Here is a 19370-nt window from a genome sequence, read left to right as displayed (position 1 = left end):
CGTGACTCAAGTCGACCAGTGGTGGCGCTACGACGGCAAGCGGGTCGTCGTCACCGGATGCGCGTCGGGAATCGGTGAGCATGTCGCACGGCAGCTCACCGAGCTCGGCGCCGAGGTCGTCGGGTTGGATATGCGACGTCCGGCGGTGCAGCTCAAGGAATTCCACGAGGTCGACCTGGCCGACTCCGCATCGATCGACCGCACCGTCAAGTCGATTGGCGGCCATGTCGATTCGTTGTTCAACGTCGCCGGTGTCTCGTCAGGCATCGGGAACCCTCTGCTGGTGGTGACGATCAACTTCCTCGGCACGCGCCATCTGACCGAGGCGCTCGCCCCTTCGATGCCTGACGGGTCGTCGATCGTCAGCACGTCATCGCTTGCCGCGGCCGGCTACCTGGAGAACCGGGACACCATCGCGGGGCTGCTGGCCACCGGGACGATGGCCGAGGGCATCGCGTGGTGCAACGACCATCCCGACGCGATCGCCGACGGCGGATATCGGCTGGCAAAGGAAGCGATCATCCTTTACACCATGAAAAACGCTGGGCCGCTTGGTGCGCGCGGTATCCGGATCAACTGCACGGGCCCGGGAGTGACGGAGACGCCGATCCTCGACCAGCTGCGCACCGCCTACGGCCAGGACTACCTCGACGACATCCCCAAGCCGTTGGGCCGGGTATCCAATCCGGCCGAGCAGGCGGCGGTGCTCGTCTTCCTCAACAGTCAGGCCGCAAGCTACGTCACGGGCCAAGTGCTGTGGGTCGACGGTGGAAACATCGCGGGCCGCATCGCGGCGACATTGGAAGGGGCCGACTAATGGCCAGTATGAGTGACTTTCGCCGGACCGCCGACGACGTCCGTAACTGGGGACGGTGGGGCGAGGCCGACGAGCTCGGCACGCTCAACTTCATCACTGCCGACAAGGTCGCCGAGGCAGCGGCCCTCGTCAAGCATGGCAAGGTTTTTCCGCTTGGCGTCGATTTCGGCTCGTCGGGACCACAGGGGGCGTTTCACTTCCGGCAGAACCCGCTGCACGTGATGACGATCGACGGCGGCGACGCAGCGACGCTGCTCCAATACGGCCCGAAGTGGTTGACCAACCCGGCAGCTGGTCAATTGGCCGGATACTTCGAGGGCAACCCGATGCGGTTCAACGACGACATCATCATCATGCCGCTGCAGGCGGCCACGCAGTGGGATGCGCTGTCGCACGTGTACTACGAGGATTACCTCTACAACGGTTTCCCCGCCGACTCGGTGACCAGCGCGGGCGCCTTCCACTGCGGCATCGACAAGGTCGACGGCAAGGGCATCACCTCGCGTGGCGTGTTGCTTGACATCGTCGGGCTGCGCGGCGTCGAGACCTTCTGCGAGATCGGCAACCCGATCACCCCGGATGAACTCGATGAGGCCGCCCGCCGGCAGGGCGTCACCGTGCGACGCGGCGACATCGTCTTGGTCCGAACCGGTTGGTGGGCACGCTTTTTGGAAACGGGGAACGGCGGCGAGCCGGGCGCCGGGCTGGACTGGACGTGCGCCCGGTGGCTGCACGACCACGAAGTCGCCGCGGTGGCCGCCGACAACCTGATGGTCGAGAATCCCGAATCCGGAGTCGAAGGCGCCTTCCTGCCGATGCACATGCTGTGTCTGCGCGACATGGGCCTGATGCTCGGCGAGTATTGGGATCTGACCGCTTTGGCCGCCGACTGCGCAGCCGATGGCGTGTACGAATTTCAGCTCATCGCACCGCCTCTGCGAGTCACCGGAGCGGTCGGCTCACCCGTCAATCCCATCGCGATCAAGTAGGTAGATCATGACTGCAAGCACTACAACGGGCGGCGCACCGCTCGTCGTCGGACTTGGCGGGACGCTTCGAGCGAACTCCTCGACCGAACGCGCGCTTCGCTATTGCTTGGCCTCGGTCGAACGTCAGGGCGGCCGCACAAGGTTTTTCAGCGGTCCCGAACTCGACCTGCCCATGTATGCACCGCACGAACTGGAACGCACACCGAGGGCGCTCGAGCTTGTCGGCGCGTTGCGCGACGCCGATGCAGTCGTCGTGGGCTCACCCGGCTATCACGGCGCGATTTCAGGTCTGGTCAAGAATGCGCTGGACTACATCGAAGACCTCCGCGAAGATCCCCGCGTCTACCTCGACAACACCCCGTGGGGCTGCATCAGCTGCGCCTACGGGTGGCAAGCAGCCGTCGGCACGCTTGGCCAGCTGCGCAGCATTGGTCACGCCCTGCGGGCCTGGCCGACTCCGCTTGGCGTAGCGATCAACTCGGCAGATCAGATCTGGGACGAGGCCGGCGAGTTGAGTGACGAGGCCGTGCGAAGCCAACTCGACCTGCTCGCCAACCAGCTGCTCACGTTTGCCCGCGCCGCCTGGGAAACAGCGTGAAGGAGTTTGACCGCAAGACGATTCTGGTCGACGGACTCGCGACCAGTTATCTCGAAGCGGGACAAGGTGATCCGGTCATCCTGCTGCACGGCGGTGAGTTCGGCGTCAGTGCGGAACTCGGGTGGGAGCGCAACATCGCGGCGTTGGCGGCACACTATCGCGTGCTCGCACCGGACATGCTCGGCTTCGGGCAGTCCGCCAAGGTCATCGACTTCAACGACGGCCGCGGCATGCGCATCCGGCACATCGGCCGGTTCTGCGAAACCCTCGGCGTCGAGTCCGCGCATTTCGTTGGCAACTCGATGGGCGCCATCAACCTGTTCGTTGACAGCACGTCGGAGTCGCCGCTGCTGCCTGCGCGCAGTCTGGTGATGATCTGCGGCGGTGGTGAAATTCAGCGCAACGAATACTCGGCCGCCCTCTACGACTACGACGCGACGCCAGACGGGATGCGCAGAATCGTCGAGGCGCTCTTCCACGACCCGTCGTATCCGGCTGACGAGGCATACGTGCGACGGCGCTACGAGTCCAGCATCGCGCCCGGCGCATGGGAAGCGTTGGCTGCGGCAAGGTTTCGCCGACCAGGCTTGGAACCGCCGCCCCTGCCGTCGAGTCAGCGGTCCTATGAGCGGATCGCCGTGCCGACGCTTGTCGTGGAGGGGGAGTGCGACAAGCTGCTGCCGACGGGCTGGGCCGCAGAGATCGCCGCGCAGATTCCCGGCGGGCGTTCCGTCGTGGTCCAAAAGGCCGGACACTGCCCGCAGATTGAGCAACCATCGGTTGTCAACCACGTGCTGGTGGACTTCCTGAGCGGGGTACAACGGAAAGCGTCCTATGCATGGAGCAAGAGCTAATGACATGTGGATGTTCATCGAGAGATACGTTTTGCATGGCCGTACTCGACATTTCTCTGCAAAACGCAACTTTCGTCGGCCGGGACGCTGGGAAGCCTCATGGCTGACGAACTGAGGGACAAGGTCGCGATCGTCACCGGCGGCGCATCGGGACTTGGTGAAGGGCTGGTGCGACGATTCGCGACCGAAGGCGCGAAGGTGCTCATCGGCGACATCGACGGTCACGGCGGTCAAGCTCTGGCGGCCGAACTTGGCGACAACGCCCTGTTCTGCGAAGCCGACGTGGCTGACTTCGGCCAGGTCGGCGCGCTGGTGTCGACGGCTGTCGAGCACTTCGGCGGTCTGCACATCATGGTCAACAACGCGGGCGTGTCCGGCACCATGCACCGTCGCTTCCTCGACGACGATCTGGCGGATTTTCACAAGGTGATGGCGGTCAACGTCGGCGCCGTGATGGCGGGGACGCGCGACGCCGCGCGTCACATGTCCAAGCACGGTGGGGGCTCGATCATCAACCTCACGTCGATAGGCGGAATCCAGGCGGGCGGCGGCGTGATGACCTATCGGGCGTCGAAAGCGGCGGTCATCCAGTTCACCAAGTCCGCGGCAATTGAACTGGCGCACTATGAGATTCGCGTCAACGCCATCGCGCCGGGCAACATTCGGACCTCCATCGTCCGCAAGTCGGCAGCCGGGGAGGACCTGCAGAAACTGGAGGAGTTCGAGGCGAAGATCCGTGAGCAGATGCGCGCCGACCGGCCGTTGAAACGTGAGGGCACCGTCGAGGACGTCGCAGAGGCGGCGCTGTACTTCGCCACCGACCGGTCCCGCTACGTCACCGGGACGGTTCTGCCGGTCGACGGCGGCACCGTGGCGGGCAAGGTGATCACCCGCAAGTGAATGTTTTAAATCAGTCGCTTGACTTAAGACCGTCGGACGGGTTGACTGATGAAGTGACCACCGCCAGGACCGTGCGCGCAGATCGAGCCAGCAGCACGCAAGAGGCAATACTGAAGGCGGCCGAGCGCCTGTACGCCGAGCGCGGGATGTTCGCCGTATCGAACAGGCAGGTCAGCGAGGCCGCCGGACAAGGCAACAACGCCGCCGTCGGTTATCACTTCGGCACCAAGACCGACCTGGTGCGCGCGATCGAGCAGAAGCACCGCGCGTCGATCGACCGCCTACTGGAGCGGATGGTCGCCGAGACCGGCGACTCGGCGGAACTTCGGGACTGGGTCGCCTGCTTGGTGAGTTCGCTGACCGAGCACCTGGCTCAACTCGGCAACCCGACGTGGTACGCGCGTTTCGCCGCGCAAGCGCTGGCCGATCCCGCGTATCACAAGATCGTCATCAAGGATGCGCTCGCGTCGCCCTCGCTGGTCAAGGTCGTCGACGGCATCACCCGTAGCCTTCCCGATCTGCCGATGGCGGTCGTCACGGAGCGAAACATCATGGCGCGCAACTTGATGATGCACACGTGCGCCGACTTTGAACGTGCGTTCGCAGGAGGCGCCGACGTGCCACGGACGAGTTGGCAGGCGGTCGCTTCCGGCCTCATCGACGCGATCGTCGGTCTGTGGCTGGCGCCTGTCTCGGAGCACCCCTGAGATGAAAGTGACTGTCGACCAAGACAAGTGCGTGTCCTCGGGACAATGCGTGCTGAATGCCGGCGACGTATTCGACCAGCGCGACGACGACGGCGTCGTCGTCCTTCTCAACGACAGTCCACCGCCGCAGCGGGCCGAGGACGCCCGCAAGGCCGCTGCCGCCTGCCCGGCACTGGCCATCCACATCGAGGAATGAGAACGACTCTATGTCCGACACCTTGACCGGGACCCAGGCCGAAACAGCCGCCGACATCCCCGACTACCCGATGGACCGCGACGCTCGCTGCCCGTTCGCGCCGCCGCCGCAGGTGCTCGAGATGGGCGAGGCCAAACCGCTTTCTCGGGTACGGATCTGGGACGGCAGCACACCCTGGTTGATCACGGGTCACGCGGTGGCGCGGGAGCTGTTCGCCGACGCGCGCGTCAGCGTCGACGACCGTCGCGACGGCTTCCCGCACTGGAACGAGCACATGCTGTCCACGGTGCACAAGCGGCCCCGTTCGGTGTTCACCTCCGACGCCGAGGAGCACACCCGATTCCGCCGGATGCTGTCCAAGCCGTTCACCTTCAAGCGGGTCGAGGGCTTGCGCTCGGCCATCCAAGAAGTGACTGACGAGTGCATCGACGCGATCCTGGAAGGCCCGCAGCCCGCCGATATCGTCTCGAAGCTCGCCCTGCCGGTTCCGACCCGCGTGATCAGCGAAATGCTCGGCGTCCCATATGAAGACCACGAGTTCTTCCAGCACCATGCCAACGTCGGTCTCGCCCGCTACGCCACCGCCGAGGATGGGCAAAAAGGGGCGATGGGACTGGCTCAATACTTGAGCAATCTCGTCAAGACCAAGATGGAGCATCCATCCGAAGACGCGGTGTCGGACCTCGCCGAGCGCGTCAATGCCGGCGAAATCAGTGTGAAAGAGGCCGCGCAGCTGGGCACCGGGCTGTTGATCGCCGGGCACGAGACCACCGCCAACATGATCGGCATCGGCGTGCTGGCCCTGCTGGAAAATCCTGAACAGGCTGCGCTGCTTCGTGATTCCGACGACCCGAAGTTCGTCGCCAACGCCGTCGAAGAGTTGATGCGCTACCTGTCGATCATCCAGAACGGCCAGCGCCGGGTGGCCATCGAGGACATCGAGATCGGTGGCGAGACGATCCGCGCCGGCGAGGGCATCATCATCGACCTCGCTCCCGCGAACTGGGACGCAGCCGCCTACCCGGAACCCGACAAGCTGGATCTCACCCGCGACGCCGGTCAGCAGCTGGGCTTCGGCTACGGCCGCCATCAGTGCGTCGGACAGCAGCTGGCGCGCGCGGAGCTTCAGATCGTCTTCCACACGCTGCTCAAGCGCATCCCCACGCTGCGCCTCGCCGTGCCGCTCGACGAGGTGCCCTTCAAACACGACCGTCTCGCCTACGGCGTATACGAACTTCCCGTTACCTGGTGATTGGAGCGTCAACAATGTCAACTGCAACCTCCACGCTGTACCCGCCCGGCGGCTTTGGCGCACCGAAGGACCGGCACGGGCACGCCTCGGGTGACACCGGCCTTCCGGCGGGAACCGAGGTCTTCTCCGCCGACAACCACATCTCCGTCGCCGATGACATCTTCTACGAGAAGTTCCCCGAAGAGCTGAAGGACCACGCACCGCGGATCTGGTACGAGGACGGCGCGTACATGGTCGGCATGGCGAAGGGGAAGACGTTCCTGCCGAAGGACTTCAGCCGCGTGCTCATGCAATACGACGACCTGGCAGGGGCGTCGACCAACAACATCGAGGCCCGCGTTCGGGAGCTGGCCGAGGACGGCGTCGACAAGGAACTGGCGTTCCCGAACGCCGTGCTCGCCCTCTTTCATTTCCCCGACAAGGAACTTCGCGAGCGGGTCTTCCGCATCTACAACGAGTACATGGCCGATCTGCAGGAGCGATCGAACGGCCGCTTCTACGGCGCCGGCCTGATCAACTGGTGGGATCCCAAGGGCGCGCGGCGGACACTGGCCGAGCTGAAATCGCTTGGACTGCGGACGTTCCTGATGCCGATCAACCCGGGCAAGGACGACGACGACAACGTCATCGACTACGGCAGCACGGCGATGAACGCCGTGTGGGACGAGATCGAGGAGGCCGGCCTGCCGGTGTCTCACCACATCGGCGAGACTCCGCCGAAGACCCCGTGCGAATTCAACAGCGTGGTCGTCGGCATGATGATCAATATCGACGGCTTCCGGGAAGTCTTCTCCAAGTACGTCTTCAGCGGCATCCTCGACCGGCATCCGAAGTTGAAGATCGGGTGGTTCGAGGGCGGGATCGCCTGGGTGCCGTGGGCTTTGCAGGACGCCGAGCACTTGCTGGCGTCATACCAGCACATGTTCAACCATCAGCTCGAGCACGACATCCAGTCCTACTGGCGCAACCACATGAGCGCGTCTTTCATGGTGGATCCGCTCGGCCTGGAGTTGATCGACCGAATCGGTGTCGACAACGTGATGTGGTCGTCGGACTATCCCCACAACGAAAGCACATTCGGCTACTCCGAGAAGTCTCTTGCTTCGGTCGTCGAGTCGGTAGGACCCGATGACGCCGCCAAGATCGTCAGCGGAAACATCAAGAAGTTCCTGGGTCTGCAGGCATGACAACGTCTTTGACGGCAGTTAGCTCTGCCCTCGACATCCCCGACGAACCCGACCGGCCTCGCATGTATCGCGAATCCGGTGCCCGGCTGCGAGCCGCGATGGCCGACAACGGCGTCGACGCGCTCGTCCTGCTGGGTAACGGCAACGTGGTCTATGCGACGGGAGCCAGCTGGCCGCTACTCGACGCCGGGCTGTCGCACGTTGAACGGCCCGTGGCGATCGTGCTCACCGGCGACGAGCATCCGCATCTGTTCATGCCGTTCCGCGAGGGGTCCGCTTTCGAGACCGACATTCCGGCCGATCATCTGCACGGCCCGCTGTACCTCGAATTCGACGAGGGTGTAGAACATTTCGCGAGTGTGCTCGCTGAGCTGGTTCCGTCCGGTGCCAGAGTCGCCGTCGACGAGTTGACGGGTGCGATGCGCCGTGCGGCGGACCGGCTGTTCCCCTCTGGGGCGCCGTCGGACGCGGGGCCGGTAATCGGTGCGGCCAAGCTGGTGAAGACGGTGGATCAGATCGCCTGCATCCGCAGAGCCTGCCGCATCACCGAGGAAGCGGCATCCGATGTGCAGAAGTCGTTGGTGCCCGGTGTCCGTCAGATCGACTTGTCGGCGCAGTTTGTGCGCCGCGCGTTTGAGTTGGGTGCGACGGCCAACATGCTGGAAGCGATCTGGCAGGTGATGCCGTCGTCGAAGGCCGAGGGCACCTGGACTACGCACGGTGACCTGGCGCTGCCGCTCTTGACGACGGAACGCGAGCTGGCCAAGGGCGACGTGTTGTGGACCGACGTCAGCATCACCTACACCGGCTTCTGTTCGGATTTCGGCCGCACATGGTTGGTGGGTGAAACTCCCACGCCCCGTCAGCACGACCAGTACTACAAGTGGCGCGAGATTCTCGATGCCGTGCTGAGCGTGACCAAGGCGGGCGCGACGTCCGGTGATCTCGCTCGCGCGGCGATCGCCGCCAACGGCGGTCAAAAGCCGTGGCTGCCGCACTTCTACCTTGGCCACGGCATCGGAACGAACGCAGCCGAAATGCCGATGATCGGAACGGATCTCGGCCAGGAGTTCGACGACAATTTTGTCTTTCCGGCCGGGATGGCTCTGGTGTTGGAGCCGGTGGTCTGGGAGGACGGCACCGGCGGTTATCGAAGCGAGGAGATCGTGGTTATCACCGAGAACGGCTACGTGCCGTTGACCGACTACCCCTATGCCCCCTATGGCGACTGAGGTTATGCCCGACGATCGGGCACTTCGTAACGCGCGCCGTGAGCGGGCACTGGCCCAGATGGCCGCCGACGATCTCGACATCCTCGTGCTGGGGCGTCAAGCCAATGTCCGCTACGTGAGTGGTGCGACGCAGCTGTGGGTCGCGGGTACTCGGCCGTTCGGTCCGATCTGCACCGTCGTGAAGTCGACGTGTGAGATACATCTGAACAGCACCTGGGATGAGGGAATCCCCGACGATATCCCCCACGACCATCTCTACGGCTTGGCGTGGAATCCGATGACGCTGATCGAGGTGTTGAGAGGGATCGAGGGCGCGGCTACGGCCCGGCGCGTCGGAACCGATGCGCTCACACCAACTTTCGCGAAGCTCCTGCCGTTGGCGTTTCCGAACGCCGAGCTCATCGATGCCGAGCCGGCGATGCGTGCGGCACGGCGGATCAAGACGCCCGAAGAGGTGGCGACATTGCGGGGCGCCTTGAGCGTCGCTGAAGACGCCCTCGCCGCGGCGGTCGCGGAGCTACGGCCCGGAGTCAGCGAAAAGACGCTGGCCGGAGTACTGCTGGAGGCTGAGGCCGCCGGCGGGGTGAGCACTCCAGCGACGCAGGACGCCGCATGGGTGACATCACGGGAGCACCCGTGGAGGCGTGCACGTAGCGACAGCCGGGTCCAGCACGGCGACCTGGTCGCCTTCGCCGCGGGTGTGCTTGCGGAAGGCTACGTCGGCGAGGTGGGCAGGACGTGGCCCGTTGGCGACGTCGAAAACGAAGCGATCGGCAATCTGTTCCAACGTTCGAATGATCTGTGGGACAGGCTTGTCGCGGCGTGCCGGCCAGGACAGCGTGCGACCGAGCTGTTCGCGGCGTACGAGGCTGCCAACGAGCCGCTGCCACCGATGCCGATCGCGCACGGCCTCGGTCTGGGATTCGACCCGCCGGTGGTGACGCCGCAGCTGCGGGCCACCGCTGCGCAGGAGATCCTGGAGCCGGGGATGGTGCTGGCGGTCACCGCCTACGTGTGGGAACAGGGCGTCGGAGCTGTCTTCCGCCGCGATGCCGTCCTCATCGGCGACGCCGGCGCAGAGGTGCTTACCGCAAGCCCGTCCTGGGATGCGCACGCCAGCGTAAGAATCGGCTAAAGGAGAAGGTATGTCCGACAACGGCAGTCGGCCCAAACCGGAAGAGTTGATTCTCTACGACAAGGACCCGAAGACCAAGATCGCCACGATCACCTTCAACCGTCCCGAATACCTCAACGCGCCCACCTCTGCGGCGCGCCTACGGTATGCGGACCTGCTGCGTGCGGCCACCGTCGACGATGACGTCAAGGTGGTCGTCATCCGCGGGGTGGGCGACAATCTCGGCAGCGGGGCGGACCTGCCCGAGTTCATGGAAGGCAACGACAACACCGAGCTGCGTCTGGCCGAATTGCGATTGGAGGATGAGGGCGTCGGCGACGTCACGTATCCACCCAAGGGGTCGTTCCGTCACGGCGCCACCATCAGCGCGTGGTACGCGAATGTGCAGGCCGGTAACCGGCCATTGCAGGAGCTGAAGAAGATCAGCATCGTCGAGGCCAAGGGTTACTGCTACGGCTGGCACTTCTACCAGTGCGCCGACGCGGATTTGGTGATCTCGTCCGACGACGCGCTGTTCGGCCACCCGTCGTTCCGGTACTACGGCTGGGGCCCGCGGATGTGGACATGGGTGCAGATGATGGGGCTGCGCAAGTTCCAGGAGATGGTCTTCACGGGACGGCCGTTCACCGCCGAGGAGATGTACCAGTGCAACTTCCTCAACAAGGTGGTGCCGCGGGATCAGCTCGAGGCCGAGGTCGACAAGTACGCGCGGGCGTGCGCGCGTAACCGCCCTGTGGACACGGTGTTTCAGCAGAAGGTCTTCTTCGAGGTATTCAAGCAGCACCAGGGTGAGTACATGGGCAGCCTGCTGTCGGCCTTCTTCGAGTCGATGGGTGGGCACATCCAGCACGACGCCGATGACATGAACATGCACGAGGCCATCGACAGCGGTTTGGCCGACGCGGTCAACGACAACGACAGCAAGTTCCCGCCGGAGTTCCGGCTGAGCAAGTCGAACCGCAAGAAAAAGGAATGATCGTCGTGCGGCATTCCTCGCACTCGGCCGATTCCGCGAGACTGCACTTACTGCGCGGTCCACTCGCACTTTCTCGCAACAACTGCAATCTGGCGTGCCCGTCGTGAATGGACCGCTCGACGGGTTTGTCGTCGTCGACATGTCCGCCGGCATCGCCGGTGCGTACTGCACGAAGCTGCTCGCCGACGGCGGCGCCGATGTGATCAAAGTCGAACCGCGCGAGGGGGATTGGCTACGGCGATGGTCAGCATCCGGCGCAGATATTCCTTCTGACACCGATGGTGCCCTGTTCAGTTTCCTGGCCTGCTCGAAGCAAAGCGTGGTCGCCGATCCGGAAGCGGACGCCGATTTCGTCAACACGTTGTTGGTCGATGCCGACGCGGTGGTGTGGTCGCGCGGGTCGGCGGTGGCCGAACACCCGGCCTTTGCGCCGGCCGAAATGCACCGCGCACATCCACATCTGACCGTCACGTCGATCACGCCGTTCGGGCTGGACGGTCCGTGGCACGACCGGCCGGCCACCGAATTCACACTGCAGGCTTGGTCGGGCGGCATCGTCGGCCTTGGCCGCGGATCGGCCGACCGGGCGCCGGTTTACGTCGGAGGACAGGTCGGCGAATACCTCGCAGGGGCATATGCCAGCGTGGCAACGATGGCGTCGCGGATGCGGGGCGGCGCCGAGCTGATCGACCTGTCGATGCTGGAAACCGACATCCTCGGACTCACCTACTATCCGGTGACCTACTTCGAAATGCTTGGCCGGCCATGGCGGGATGCCCGCCGGCTGACCGTGCCCGGTATCGCGCGCGCCAAGGACGGTCTGATCGACATCGGCTGCGGCACGGCCCAGCAGTGGTTCGACTTGTGCGCAATGACAGGCCATCAGGAGTGGATCGACGAGGAGTCGCCGCTGTCGATCACCGAGCAGGCCACCGAGAAATCGGCGGAGCTGTATGCGTGGGTGGAGAGCCAAACCGTCGACGAGATCCGTGACCTCGCAACGGCATTCCGGATTCCGAATGCCCCTGTCGCCAATGGCGCCAACGTCGAGTCGCTCGACCATTTCCAGGCGCGACGCTCGTTTGTCACCAATCCCCGCGACGGCTTCACCCAGCCCGCGCCGCCCTATCGAATTCAGCCCGCGATGCTGCGGCCGCCGCAGCCGGCGCCGCGGCTCGGTGAGCACACCGAGCGCTACCGATCGCGGGATCGCCGTGAGCGAGCGACCCGCCCGAGCTTTCCGTTCGAGGGCTTGCGCGTGCTCGACATGACGACGTTCTGGGCGGGCCCGTCGTGCACCCATATGCTGGCCATGCTCGGTGCCGAGGTCATCCACGTGGAATCCTCACGCCGACCCGATGGAACCCGTCTGATCGCGGGCATCCCGGTGACCGAAGACCAATGGTGGGAGAAGTCGCCGATCTTCTCGGGACTCAACACCAACAAGAAGGGCTTGACGCTCGACCTACAGAGTGCGGCGGGACGAGAACTCCTGACTCGGCTTATCGCGACGTGTGACGTCGTCGTCGAGAACTTCACGCCGCGGGTGATGGACCAAATCGGCCTGGATTTTGCTGCCGTGCAAGCGGTTCGGCCGGACGCAATCATGCTGCGGATGCCGGGCTTCGGTCTCGACGGGCCGTGGCGGGACAACCCGGCGTTCGCCTACGTCATTGAGGCGGCGTCGGGAATCAGCTGGCTGACCGGCTATCCGGACCGCAACCCGTATGAGCCGTACTCAGTCGGTGACCCTAACGCCGGCGTTCATGCGCTCAATGCACTGCTGCTGGCACTGGAGCATCGCCGCCGAACCGGACAGGGTGCGCACATCGAAGCGGCCATGGTCGACGCGGCGCTCAACGTCGCAGCCGAGCAGGTGATCGAGCACTCCGCATACGGTGCGCTGTTGCAGCGCGCCGGCAACCGCGGACCCACTGCCGCGCCGCAGAACCTGTACCGCACCAACGAAATCGACGAGTTCGGCCGTCGTGACTGCTGGGTCGCGATCGCTGTCGCCACCGACGAGCAGTGGGCGGGACTCTGCGACGCGCTGGGGCGGCCGGTCTGGGCGGACGATCAGACGTTCTCGACGGCCGACGGTCGGCGCGGGCGCCACGACCTCATCGACGAGCACCTCGCCGCGTGGTGCGACCAGCGCACGGGCGACGACATCGTCGACGCCCTATGGGGGCACGGAGTCCCCGTCGCCAAGGTGATGCAGCCCCATCGTCAACCGGAGCTGCCGCAATTGAGTGCTCGCGGGTTCTTCGAAGACGTCGACCACCCGGTCAACGCCCGCACAAGGCACAGCACTCTGCCGTTCACGTCTACGCGCGGGCCCGATCGAGTTCACGTGCAGCCCGCGCCTTTACTCGGACAGCACAATCGCGAACTGCTGTCCGAACTCGGGCTGAGCGATAAGGAAATCGACGAGCTGGAGGCCCAGGGCGTGATCGGAAACTCGCCCGCCATGTACGCCGGGAGTAAGGCGGCGCGATGACCGCTACATCGGAGTGACCAACTAACCTCGACCAATGGCCATTGATCCTTCCAGCATCCTGCTCACAGGCCGTGTGGCCGTCGTGACCGGCGGGGGAGAAGGCATCGGTCGCGGCATCGCCGAAGGACTGGCCGCGTTCGGCGCCAAGGTCGCCGTTTGGGAACAGAACACCGAAACCTGCACATCGGCCGCGGAAGCCATTGGCGCCCTTGGCATCGTCACCGATGTCCGCGACAGCCAGAAGGTGGAAACCGCGCTCGAGCGCACCGTAACCGAGCTGGGCACGCCGTCCATCCTTGTCAACAATGCCGGCGGAGTGTTCCGCTCGCCGCTGCTGGAGACCAGCGAGAACGGCTGGGACGCGCTCTACAAGAGCAACCTCCGACATGTACTGCTGTGCACGCAGCGCATTGCCCGCCGCCTGGTGGAAGCCGGCCAGCCTGGCAGCGTCATCAACGTGACCTCGATCGAAGGCGTGCGGGCTGCGCCTGGTTATGCCGCATACGCGGCGGCCAAGGCCGGCGTCGTCAACTACACCAAGACAGCGGCTCTCGAGTTGGCCCCGCACAACATTCGAGTCAACGCGCTCGCCCCCGACCTGACCGTGACCGAAGGACTGCTTCGCATCTCACCCGGTGGTCTGTCACCCAACGCCGGCCACATGATTCCGATGGGCCGGCCGGGGCATGTCGACGAAATGGCAGGCGCCGCAGTTTTTCTCGCCTCGGACATGTCGAGCTATATCACCGGCCAGACGATCCACGTCGACGGCGGCACGCAGGCCGCCAGTGGCTGGTACCACAACCCGCAGACCGGCGACTATCAACTGGGGCCCGGCTAGTTCAGTGCGTCCAGCCCTCGGCGACCTGGTCGTCGAACGTGCGATCGATGCGCTCGAACCGTCGGCGGATCGAATCCCGTGCCGCGCGGTGCGGTAGCACGTAAAGACGGTTGGCCAGGATTGCATCCGCCGTCAGGCGCGCCACGTCCTCGACGTTGAGGACCGAGTCGTCGGTGGGGTCGGATGCCAGCTGTTCAACGGTCTCCGCTGCAGACGGTGTGGCCGCGCCGTAGTCGGCGCTTCTGACGCGTTCAGTGTTCGCCAACAGGTTGGTTTCGACGATCATCGGGCACAGCACTGAGACTCCGATCCCGCTGGCCCTCGCCTCCCGCGACAGAGTCTCAGCCAGCGCGACGACGCCATACTTCGCAACGCAATACGGCCCAAGCCCGACATTCGGAATCAGCCCTGCGAACGACGACGTGAACACCATGTGGCTGTCGGCGCCCTGGGCGATCAGGCGGGGGAGAAAGGCTTCGACGCCGTGGATCGGCCCCCACAGATCGACGTCGATGACAAACCGCCAATCGTCGTGGCTGGTCTCTACGATCGGGCCGGCATAGGCGATGCCCGCGTTGTTGAAAACCACGTGTACGTCACCGAACACACGAAACGCCTCATCGGCCAGGCGGGCGACATCGTCCAGCTTGCGCACGTCACAGACGACGCCGTGCGCGTCGATGCCATCCGCTCGCAGAGTCGCGACGGCGTCGTCCAGCGCGGAACGGTCGATGTCACCGAGCATCACCCGGGCGCCGCGGCGCGCGAACTCCCTCGCGGTGGCTAAGCCGATGCCGTTCGCACCGCCGGTGATGACTGTTGCGCGCCCTTCGAAACTCTCCACGGCGCGAACACTATGTGGTTACGGGCCTCTCTGGGGTGGGGTCTCCCAGCTTGGCCCGAATCGCGCCCCACGGGTCGGCGTATCGGCCCGGCTTCTTCCAATAGGCGCCCCGTCGCTTCATGACCGCACGGATGAGTGGCGCGACGAGCCGTCCCGGGTATCGCTTCCATCCGGCCTGCGCCCGCAACTCCGCGAGCATGTCCGGCCACGAATAGTGCTGGAACTTCAGCGCTTCCTGCGCCCGCGTGGTGTCCATCCAGTCGGTGACGAACCAGTCGGTGTCACTGTCGGGATTGCCGGGCCTGCCTTGCGGCAGTGCGCCAGGGATGCCCAGCGCGGCCGACATCGCCGGCCCGACGTCGCCTTGACGTAAGTGATGCGACTCGTCGCCCGCGATCAACAGGATTTCACCGACGGCATCGGCCGTCGTTGCCGCCGCGCAAGCTGAAGCGACATCGCGGACATCCACGGTGTGCAACCGACCGTCGGTGGGAAGAACGCTTTCGAAATACATGGCGTCAAGCGTGAGCGGGAACGCCGAAATATCAGTGCCGAGCACACCGCCGAACCGCAGCACGACCCAGTCCAGGCTCGAGGACCGCACGAGCAGCTCGGCCTCGGCCTTGGTCGCGCTGTACAGGTCGCATGGCCGCATCGGGTCATCGACCGTGAGTATCTCGGTGTGCCGGTGCGGATTGCGTGCGCCGAAGACCGCATTGCTCGACGCCTGCACCCACCGCGGAGGAGTGGGCTGAGCTTCGGCGATGCGTACCAGCGTCTCGGTTGCGTCGACGTTCACCCGCCAGGCGAGGTTGGGGTTGCGATAGATCAGCGGAGGAATGATCGCGGCGAGGTGGATGATCGCAGCGGGTGCGACGTCCGAGATGAGGCGCTGCACCTGATCGGCGTCGGTCAGGTCGGCCCAACGGGTCTCTACTCCTCGCGGCAGCTTGGCTAGCGCCGTGCGATTGGCTGGGGTGTCGAGGTCCGTGGCGACCACGCTGCGCCCGTCGGCCGCCAGCTGTCGCACGGTCGCCGAGCCGACCAGACCGAACCCGCCCGTGACGAGCACAGTGTCCGCCACATAGCCTCCTACCTGCGGATATGACATTCTCTTTTTCCGAAAGTACCATACTCTGATTCGGGGGATCGAAGCAGGGAACATACACGGCATGAGTAACGGGGCGGACAAGCCAGAGGTCGCTAAGTGGGATCCTGGGTTTACTCGGCAGATCACTAACTGGGTTGGCCCGGTCATCAAGCGGTACTTCCGCGCGGAGGTGCGTGGACTGGAATCGATGCCCGAGGCCGGCGGCGCGTTGGTGGTGTCGAACCACTCCGGCGGGATGTTCACACCGGACGTGCTTATTTTCGCGCCGGCGTTCTACGAGAAATTCGGCTACGACCGTCCGGTTTACACGCTTGCGCACTACGGCGTGTTCATCGCCAACGTCGGTGACTGGCTGCGTCGTGCAGGGGTCATCGAGGCCAGCCGCGAGAACGCCGCCCAGGCGTTGCGTGACGGCGCGGTTGTCCTGGTGTTCCCCGGCGGGGACTACGACTCGTACCGTCCGACTTTGACGGAGAACGTGATCGACTTCGGCGGTCGGACCGGCTACGTCAGGACGGCGATCGAGACCGGTGTGCCGATAGTGCCGGTGGTCTCGATCGGCGGGCAGGAGACCCAATTGTTCCTCGCCCGTGGCGATTCGATCGCGAGACGTCTGGGTCTTAAGCGTGCCCGGGTGGAGATCCTGCCGATCAGTTTCGGCTTCCCCTTCGGGCTGTCAGCGGTGTTGCCGCCGAATCTACCGCTGCCCGCCAAGATCGTCACTCGCGTGCTGGAGCCCATCGACATCGCCGCGGAGTTCGGCGAGGATCCCGACGTAGACGAGGTCGACCTCCACGTTCGAGCGGTGATGCAAAAAGCGCTCGACGAGCTGGCGCGCGAACGTCGATTCCCCGTGCTGGGCTAGGAAGCTGCCGATGCGGGGGCCATTGCTGTGTCGACGGTTATGGGTTCGGCCAAGCCGCAGGCACGCCGGATCTCGCTGAACGCGTGGATCATCGCGTCCGTCGCCTCATGGGTGTCCTTGAACGTGGCGTCATCGGAGAGCACGGCAATGTCGAGCTGATCGACGTAACTCCAGACCGTCATGTTGAAGGCGCTTCCGGCGGAAAGCACTCCGACAGAGTAGATCTCGCTTACGGGTGCGCCGCCGATGTGACCGCGCCGGCGGGGACCGGGCACGTTGGACACGGCGACGTTCATCAATCTGTTGTGACTTGCGCGCTTTGATTGTGCGCGGAACATTGCGGGCGCCAGCGGCGGTGGAAGGTAGTCCATCATCCGGCCCTGCAATTCGGGGCCGAGCAGGTCGTTGTCTTCCTTGGCGCGTGTGGTGGCCAGCGACGTCAGGTTCACGCGTTTCAGCGGATCGTCGATATGCACGGGTAGAGAGACGATGATGCCGCCGATCTCGTTACCGGTGATCCGCTCAGCTGATTTGTCGGTGCTGACGGGGACGGTCGCAACGATCGGCCGGTCCGCCCTGCCGTCGTAGCGCAGCAACAGTTCGCGTAGCCCGCCAGCCGCCATCGCCAGCACGACGTCGTTGAACGTGACGCCGAGATGTTTTGCGGTTTCTTTGATCTCAGCCAAGGAAACCGTGGCGGTGGCGAACGTGCGGACAGGTGACACCACGTGATTCAGAAAGGTCGGTGGCGCGTCGAAGATCTTCGCAATATCGGGATGGTCGCTGCGCTGCTTGGAGTGCCGTCGCACTCGAGAGACGCCACGGACGGCGTCACTCACCAGTTGAGGGATGGCCGCCATCTGTCGGAAGTGGTCGCGTTGGGCCTCCCACAGCAGTTCGGTCTTCGACGGCTGCTCGCAGACGACGTAGTCGTGACTTTCGTCTTGCGCCGAGCCCGCCAGATCCATCAGCCGCGCAAGGAGATTCGCTGACGCGACCCCGTCGGCGAGTGTGTGGTGCACCTTGCCGATCAGGGCGAAGCGGCCGTCGGCCATGCCTTCGGCGAAGTGGAACTCCCACAGCGGCCGGCTGCGGTCCAGCGGCGTGCTGGCGATGTGGCCGATCACCTCGTCGAGCTCGCGCCGCCCGCCGGGGTTGGGCACCCGTAAACGGCGGAGGTGGTAGTCGAGGTCGACCGGACACTTCTCCAGCCACATGGGATGGTGAAGTCTCAGCGGAATGTCGACGAGCTGGTAGCGAAGCGGGTCGAGCAGGTGCAACCGGCGCGCGACGGTCCGGCGAAACACCTCGAAACCGAACTCACCGTCGAAGTCGGCGGTGTCGATAACCGCCACCTTCAACGTATGTGTGTGCAGATTGGGCGTCTCGCTGTAGAGAAGCATGGCGTCCATGCCATTGAGTCGCTTCACGTCCCACCCCTTCGACGGCTCTATCGAACCACTGGGGGCGGGACGATCGGGCGCTTTCAGCGTCGACGGCCGAGACAGCTGCGCAGGCGCTACTTCAGGCAGCTGCCGCCGTCGACGGGAAGAGTGACACCCGTGATGTAGCGGGCCTCATCCGAGGCGAGGAACAGCACGGCGTTCGCGATGTCCTCCGGCTCGACCCACCCGATCGGCAGCGTGTGCATCAGCTGACCGACGACCTTCATATCCTCCGGGCCCGGGTTCTCCAGGTCGGGGCGGAACAGCTTCATCGTGCCCTCGTTCATGAATAGCGGGGTGTTCACGTTGGTCGGGTGCACCGAGTTGACGCGGATGTTCTGCGCGCCCAGTTCGACCGCGAATGTCCGCATCAGGCCGACCACACCGTGTTTGGCGGCCACGTAATGCCCCGTGTGCGGGTAGGCCTTCAGGCCGCCGACCGAACTGGTCAGGATGATCGAGCCGCCGCGGCCGCCCGCAAGGATGTGGGGGACACCAGCCTTCACGGTTTTCCACACGCCGCCGAGGTTGACGTCGATCATGTCGGTCCAGTCCGGTTCGCTGGTCTGGTCCAGCGTCGCACCGCCGTTGCCGATGCCGGCGTTGGCGACGATGATGTCCAGCCGCCCCATCTGTTCGACGCCGGCGTCCACCGCAGCCTTGAGTGCGTCGTAGTCGCGCACGTCGACCTCGGCGGTGTAGATCCGGCGGTTGTGTCCCTTGACCAGGTCGGCCGTTTCGGCCAGGTCTTCCGGTGTGGACAGCGGAAGTCGAACCGTGTCGATCTGTTTGCAGATGTCGACGGCGATGATGTCGGCGCCCTCCTGGGCCAGCCGCACGGCATGCGCACGGCCCTGTCCGCGCGCCGCGCCGGTGATGAATGCGACCTTGCCTTCGACACGTCCAGTCATTACTACCTCA

At 64.8% G+C, this 19370-nt stretch carries 19 protein-coding genes; 15 read left to right on the top strand and 4 right to left on the bottom strand.

Annotation, left to right across the window (positions count from 1 at the left end; all coding sequences use genetic code 11):
* The first annotated feature begins 1 nt into the window (after position 1).
* The 14 genes from ACWW36_RS29585 to ACWW36_RS29520 all read left to right on the top strand — a co-directional run bounded on the left by ACWW36_RS29585 (position 2) and on the right by ACWW36_RS29520 (position 14184).
* Complete coding sequence (locus tag ACWW36_RS29585) at positions 2-817, top strand: coniferyl-alcohol dehydrogenase (RefSeq protein ID WP_456139451.1); 816 nt, start codon at positions 2-4, stop codon at positions 815-817.
* Entirely contained in the window at positions 817-1806 is a 990-nt protein-coding gene (locus ACWW36_RS29580; RefSeq protein ID WP_456139450.1) for a cyclase family protein, read from the top strand. The genes ACWW36_RS29585 and ACWW36_RS29580 overlap by 1 nt, the downstream gene beginning before the upstream one ends.
* Before the next feature lie 7 nt (positions 1807-1813).
* Positions 1814-2404 carry an NADPH-dependent FMN reductase gene (locus tag ACWW36_RS29575; RefSeq protein WP_456139449.1) on the top strand — a complete coding sequence of 197 codons (591 nt, stop codon included), beginning with the start codon at positions 1814-1816 and terminating at the stop codon, positions 2402-2404.
* A complete protein-coding gene (locus tag ACWW36_RS29570; RefSeq protein WP_456139448.1) occupies positions 2401-3258 on the top strand; it encodes an alpha/beta fold hydrolase in 858 nt (285 codons plus the stop codon). Before ACWW36_RS29575 ends, ACWW36_RS29570 begins: the two co-directional genes overlap by 4 nt.
* Positions 3259-3357: 99 nt before the next feature.
* A complete protein-coding gene (locus ACWW36_RS29565) occupies positions 3358-4158 on the top strand; it encodes an SDR family NAD(P)-dependent oxidoreductase (protein ID WP_456139447.1) in 801 nt (266 codons plus the stop codon).
* Between the two features lie 53 nt (positions 4159-4211).
* The gene (locus ACWW36_RS29560; RefSeq protein ID WP_456139446.1) at positions 4212-4865 is read left to right on the top strand and encodes a TetR family transcriptional regulator; all 654 of its coding nucleotides are present in this window, start codon (positions 4212-4214) and stop codon (positions 4863-4865) included.
* A 1-nt stretch (position 4866) separates the two neighbouring features.
* Positions 4867-5061 (top strand): ferredoxin, encoded by a 195-nt coding sequence (locus ACWW36_RS29555; protein ID WP_456139445.1) that lies wholly within the window; start codon positions 4867-4869, stop codon positions 5059-5061.
* A gap of 10 nt (positions 5062-5071) precedes the next feature.
* On the top strand, positions 5072-6313 hold the full coding sequence (locus ACWW36_RS29550; RefSeq protein WP_456139444.1) for a cytochrome P450: 1242 nt from the start codon (positions 5072-5074) through the stop codon (positions 6311-6313).
* 14 nt (positions 6314-6327) lie between these two features.
* Entirely contained in the window at positions 6328-7500 is a 1173-nt protein-coding gene (locus ACWW36_RS29545; protein WP_456139443.1) for an amidohydrolase family protein, read from the top strand.
* Positions 7497-8732: a M24 family metallopeptidase gene (locus ACWW36_RS29540; protein WP_456139442.1), complete on the top strand. Its 1236-nt coding sequence runs from the start codon at positions 7497-7499 to the stop codon at positions 8730-8732. The genes ACWW36_RS29545 and ACWW36_RS29540 overlap by 4 nt, the downstream gene beginning before the upstream one ends.
* Positions 8722-9867 (top strand): M24 family metallopeptidase, encoded by a 1146-nt coding sequence (locus ACWW36_RS29535; protein ID WP_456139441.1) that lies wholly within the window; start codon positions 8722-8724, stop codon positions 9865-9867. Before ACWW36_RS29540 ends, ACWW36_RS29535 begins: the two co-directional genes overlap by 11 nt.
* 10 nt (positions 9868-9877) lie before the next feature.
* The gene (locus tag ACWW36_RS29530) at positions 9878-10843 is read left to right on the top strand and encodes an enoyl-CoA hydratase/isomerase family protein (protein ID WP_456139440.1); all 966 of its coding nucleotides are present in this window, start codon (positions 9878-9880) and stop codon (positions 10841-10843) included.
* 139 nt (positions 10844-10982) lie between these two features.
* Positions 10983-13343: a CoA transferase gene (locus ACWW36_RS29525; RefSeq protein ID WP_456142681.1), complete on the top strand. Its 2361-nt coding sequence runs from the start codon at positions 10983-10985 to the stop codon at positions 13341-13343.
* Positions 13344-13377: 34 nt separating this feature from the next.
* Positions 13378-14184: an SDR family NAD(P)-dependent oxidoreductase gene (locus ACWW36_RS29520; protein WP_456139439.1), complete on the top strand. Its 807-nt coding sequence runs from the start codon at positions 13378-13380 to the stop codon at positions 14182-14184.
* Between the two features lies 1 nt (position 14185).
* Here ACWW36_RS29520 and ACWW36_RS29515 read toward each other — a convergent pair whose 3' ends face one another.
* Both ACWW36_RS29515 and ACWW36_RS29510 read right to left on the bottom strand, forming a co-directional pair.
* Positions 14186-15028 (bottom strand): SDR family NAD(P)-dependent oxidoreductase, encoded by an 843-nt coding sequence (locus ACWW36_RS29515; protein ID WP_456139438.1) that lies wholly within the window; start codon positions 15026-15028, stop codon positions 14186-14188.
* A 10-nt stretch (positions 15029-15038) separates the two neighbouring features.
* Positions 15039-16112 carry an NAD-dependent epimerase/dehydratase family protein gene (locus ACWW36_RS29510; RefSeq protein ID WP_456139437.1) on the bottom strand — a complete coding sequence of 358 codons (1074 nt, stop codon included), beginning with the start codon at positions 16110-16112 and terminating at the stop codon, positions 15039-15041.
* 88 nt (positions 16113-16200) lie between these two features.
* Between ACWW36_RS29510 and ACWW36_RS29505 the strand changes: the two genes are divergently transcribed.
* Positions 16201-17004 carry a lysophospholipid acyltransferase family protein gene (locus tag ACWW36_RS29505; RefSeq protein ID WP_456139436.1) on the top strand — a complete coding sequence of 268 codons (804 nt, stop codon included), beginning with the start codon at positions 16201-16203 and terminating at the stop codon, positions 17002-17004.
* Here the strand turns inward: ACWW36_RS29505 and ACWW36_RS29500 are convergent.
* Positions 17001-18434, bottom strand: a complete 1434-nt coding sequence (locus ACWW36_RS29500) for a WS/DGAT/MGAT family O-acyltransferase (RefSeq protein WP_456139435.1) — start codon at positions 18432-18434, stop codon at positions 17001-17003. The genes ACWW36_RS29505 and ACWW36_RS29500 overlap by 4 nt on opposite strands.
* 89 nt (positions 18435-18523) lie before the next feature.
* Complete coding sequence (locus ACWW36_RS29495) at positions 18524-19360, bottom strand: mycofactocin-coupled SDR family oxidoreductase (RefSeq protein WP_456139434.1); 837 nt, start codon at positions 19358-19360, stop codon at positions 18524-18526.
* Between the last annotated feature and the right edge of the window lie 10 nt (positions 19361-19370).

The sequence above is a fragment of the Mycobacterium sp. MMS18-G62 genome, assembly GCF_053877835.1.
This window is presented reverse-complemented; position numbering and strand designations above follow the sequence as displayed.

What these genes read in the sequence shown, in the direction of transcription:
- ACWW36_RS29545 (WP_456139443.1), top strand. Translation starts at nt 6,328, where the DNA reads ATGTCAACTGCAACCTCCACGCTGTACCCGCCCGGCGGCTTTGGCGCA.
- ACWW36_RS29575 (WP_456139449.1), top strand. Translation starts at nt 1,814, where the DNA reads ATGACTGCAAGCACTACAACGGGCGGCGCACCGCTCGTCGTCGGACTT.
- ACWW36_RS29525 (WP_456142681.1), top strand. Translation starts at nt 10,983, where the DNA reads ATGTCCGCCGGCATCGCCGGTGCGTACTGCACGAAGCTGCTCGCCGAC.
- ACWW36_RS29535 (WP_456139441.1), top strand. Translation starts at nt 8,722, where the DNA reads ATGGCGACTGAGGTTATGCCCGACGATCGGGCACTTCGTAACGCGCGC.
- ACWW36_RS29540 (WP_456139442.1), top strand. Translation starts at nt 7,497, where the DNA reads ATGACAACGTCTTTGACGGCAGTTAGCTCTGCCCTCGACATCCCCGAC.
- ACWW36_RS29530 (WP_456139440.1), top strand. Translation starts at nt 9,878, where the DNA reads ATGTCCGACAACGGCAGTCGGCCCAAACCGGAAGAGTTGATTCTCTAC.
- ACWW36_RS29565 (WP_456139447.1), top strand. Translation starts at nt 3,358, where the DNA reads ATGGCTGACGAACTGAGGGACAAGGTCGCGATCGTCACCGGCGGCGCA.
- ACWW36_RS29555 (WP_456139445.1), top strand. Translation starts at nt 4,867, where the DNA reads ATGAAAGTGACTGTCGACCAAGACAAGTGCGTGTCCTCGGGACAATGC.
- ACWW36_RS29520 (WP_456139439.1), top strand. Translation starts at nt 13,378, where the DNA reads ATGGCCATTGATCCTTCCAGCATCCTGCTCACAGGCCGTGTGGCCGTC.
- ACWW36_RS29550 (WP_456139444.1), top strand. Translation starts at nt 5,072, where the DNA reads ATGTCCGACACCTTGACCGGGACCCAGGCCGAAACAGCCGCCGACATC.
- ACWW36_RS29505 (WP_456139436.1), top strand. Translation starts at nt 16,201, where the DNA reads ATGAGTAACGGGGCGGACAAGCCAGAGGTCGCTAAGTGGGATCCTGGG.
- ACWW36_RS29580 (WP_456139450.1), top strand. Translation starts at nt 817, where the DNA reads ATGGCCAGTATGAGTGACTTTCGCCGGACCGCCGACGACGTCCGTAAC.
- ACWW36_RS29495 (WP_456139434.1), bottom strand. Translation starts at nt 19,360, where the DNA reads ATGACTGGACGTGTCGAAGGCAAGGTCGCATTCATCACCGGCGCGGCG.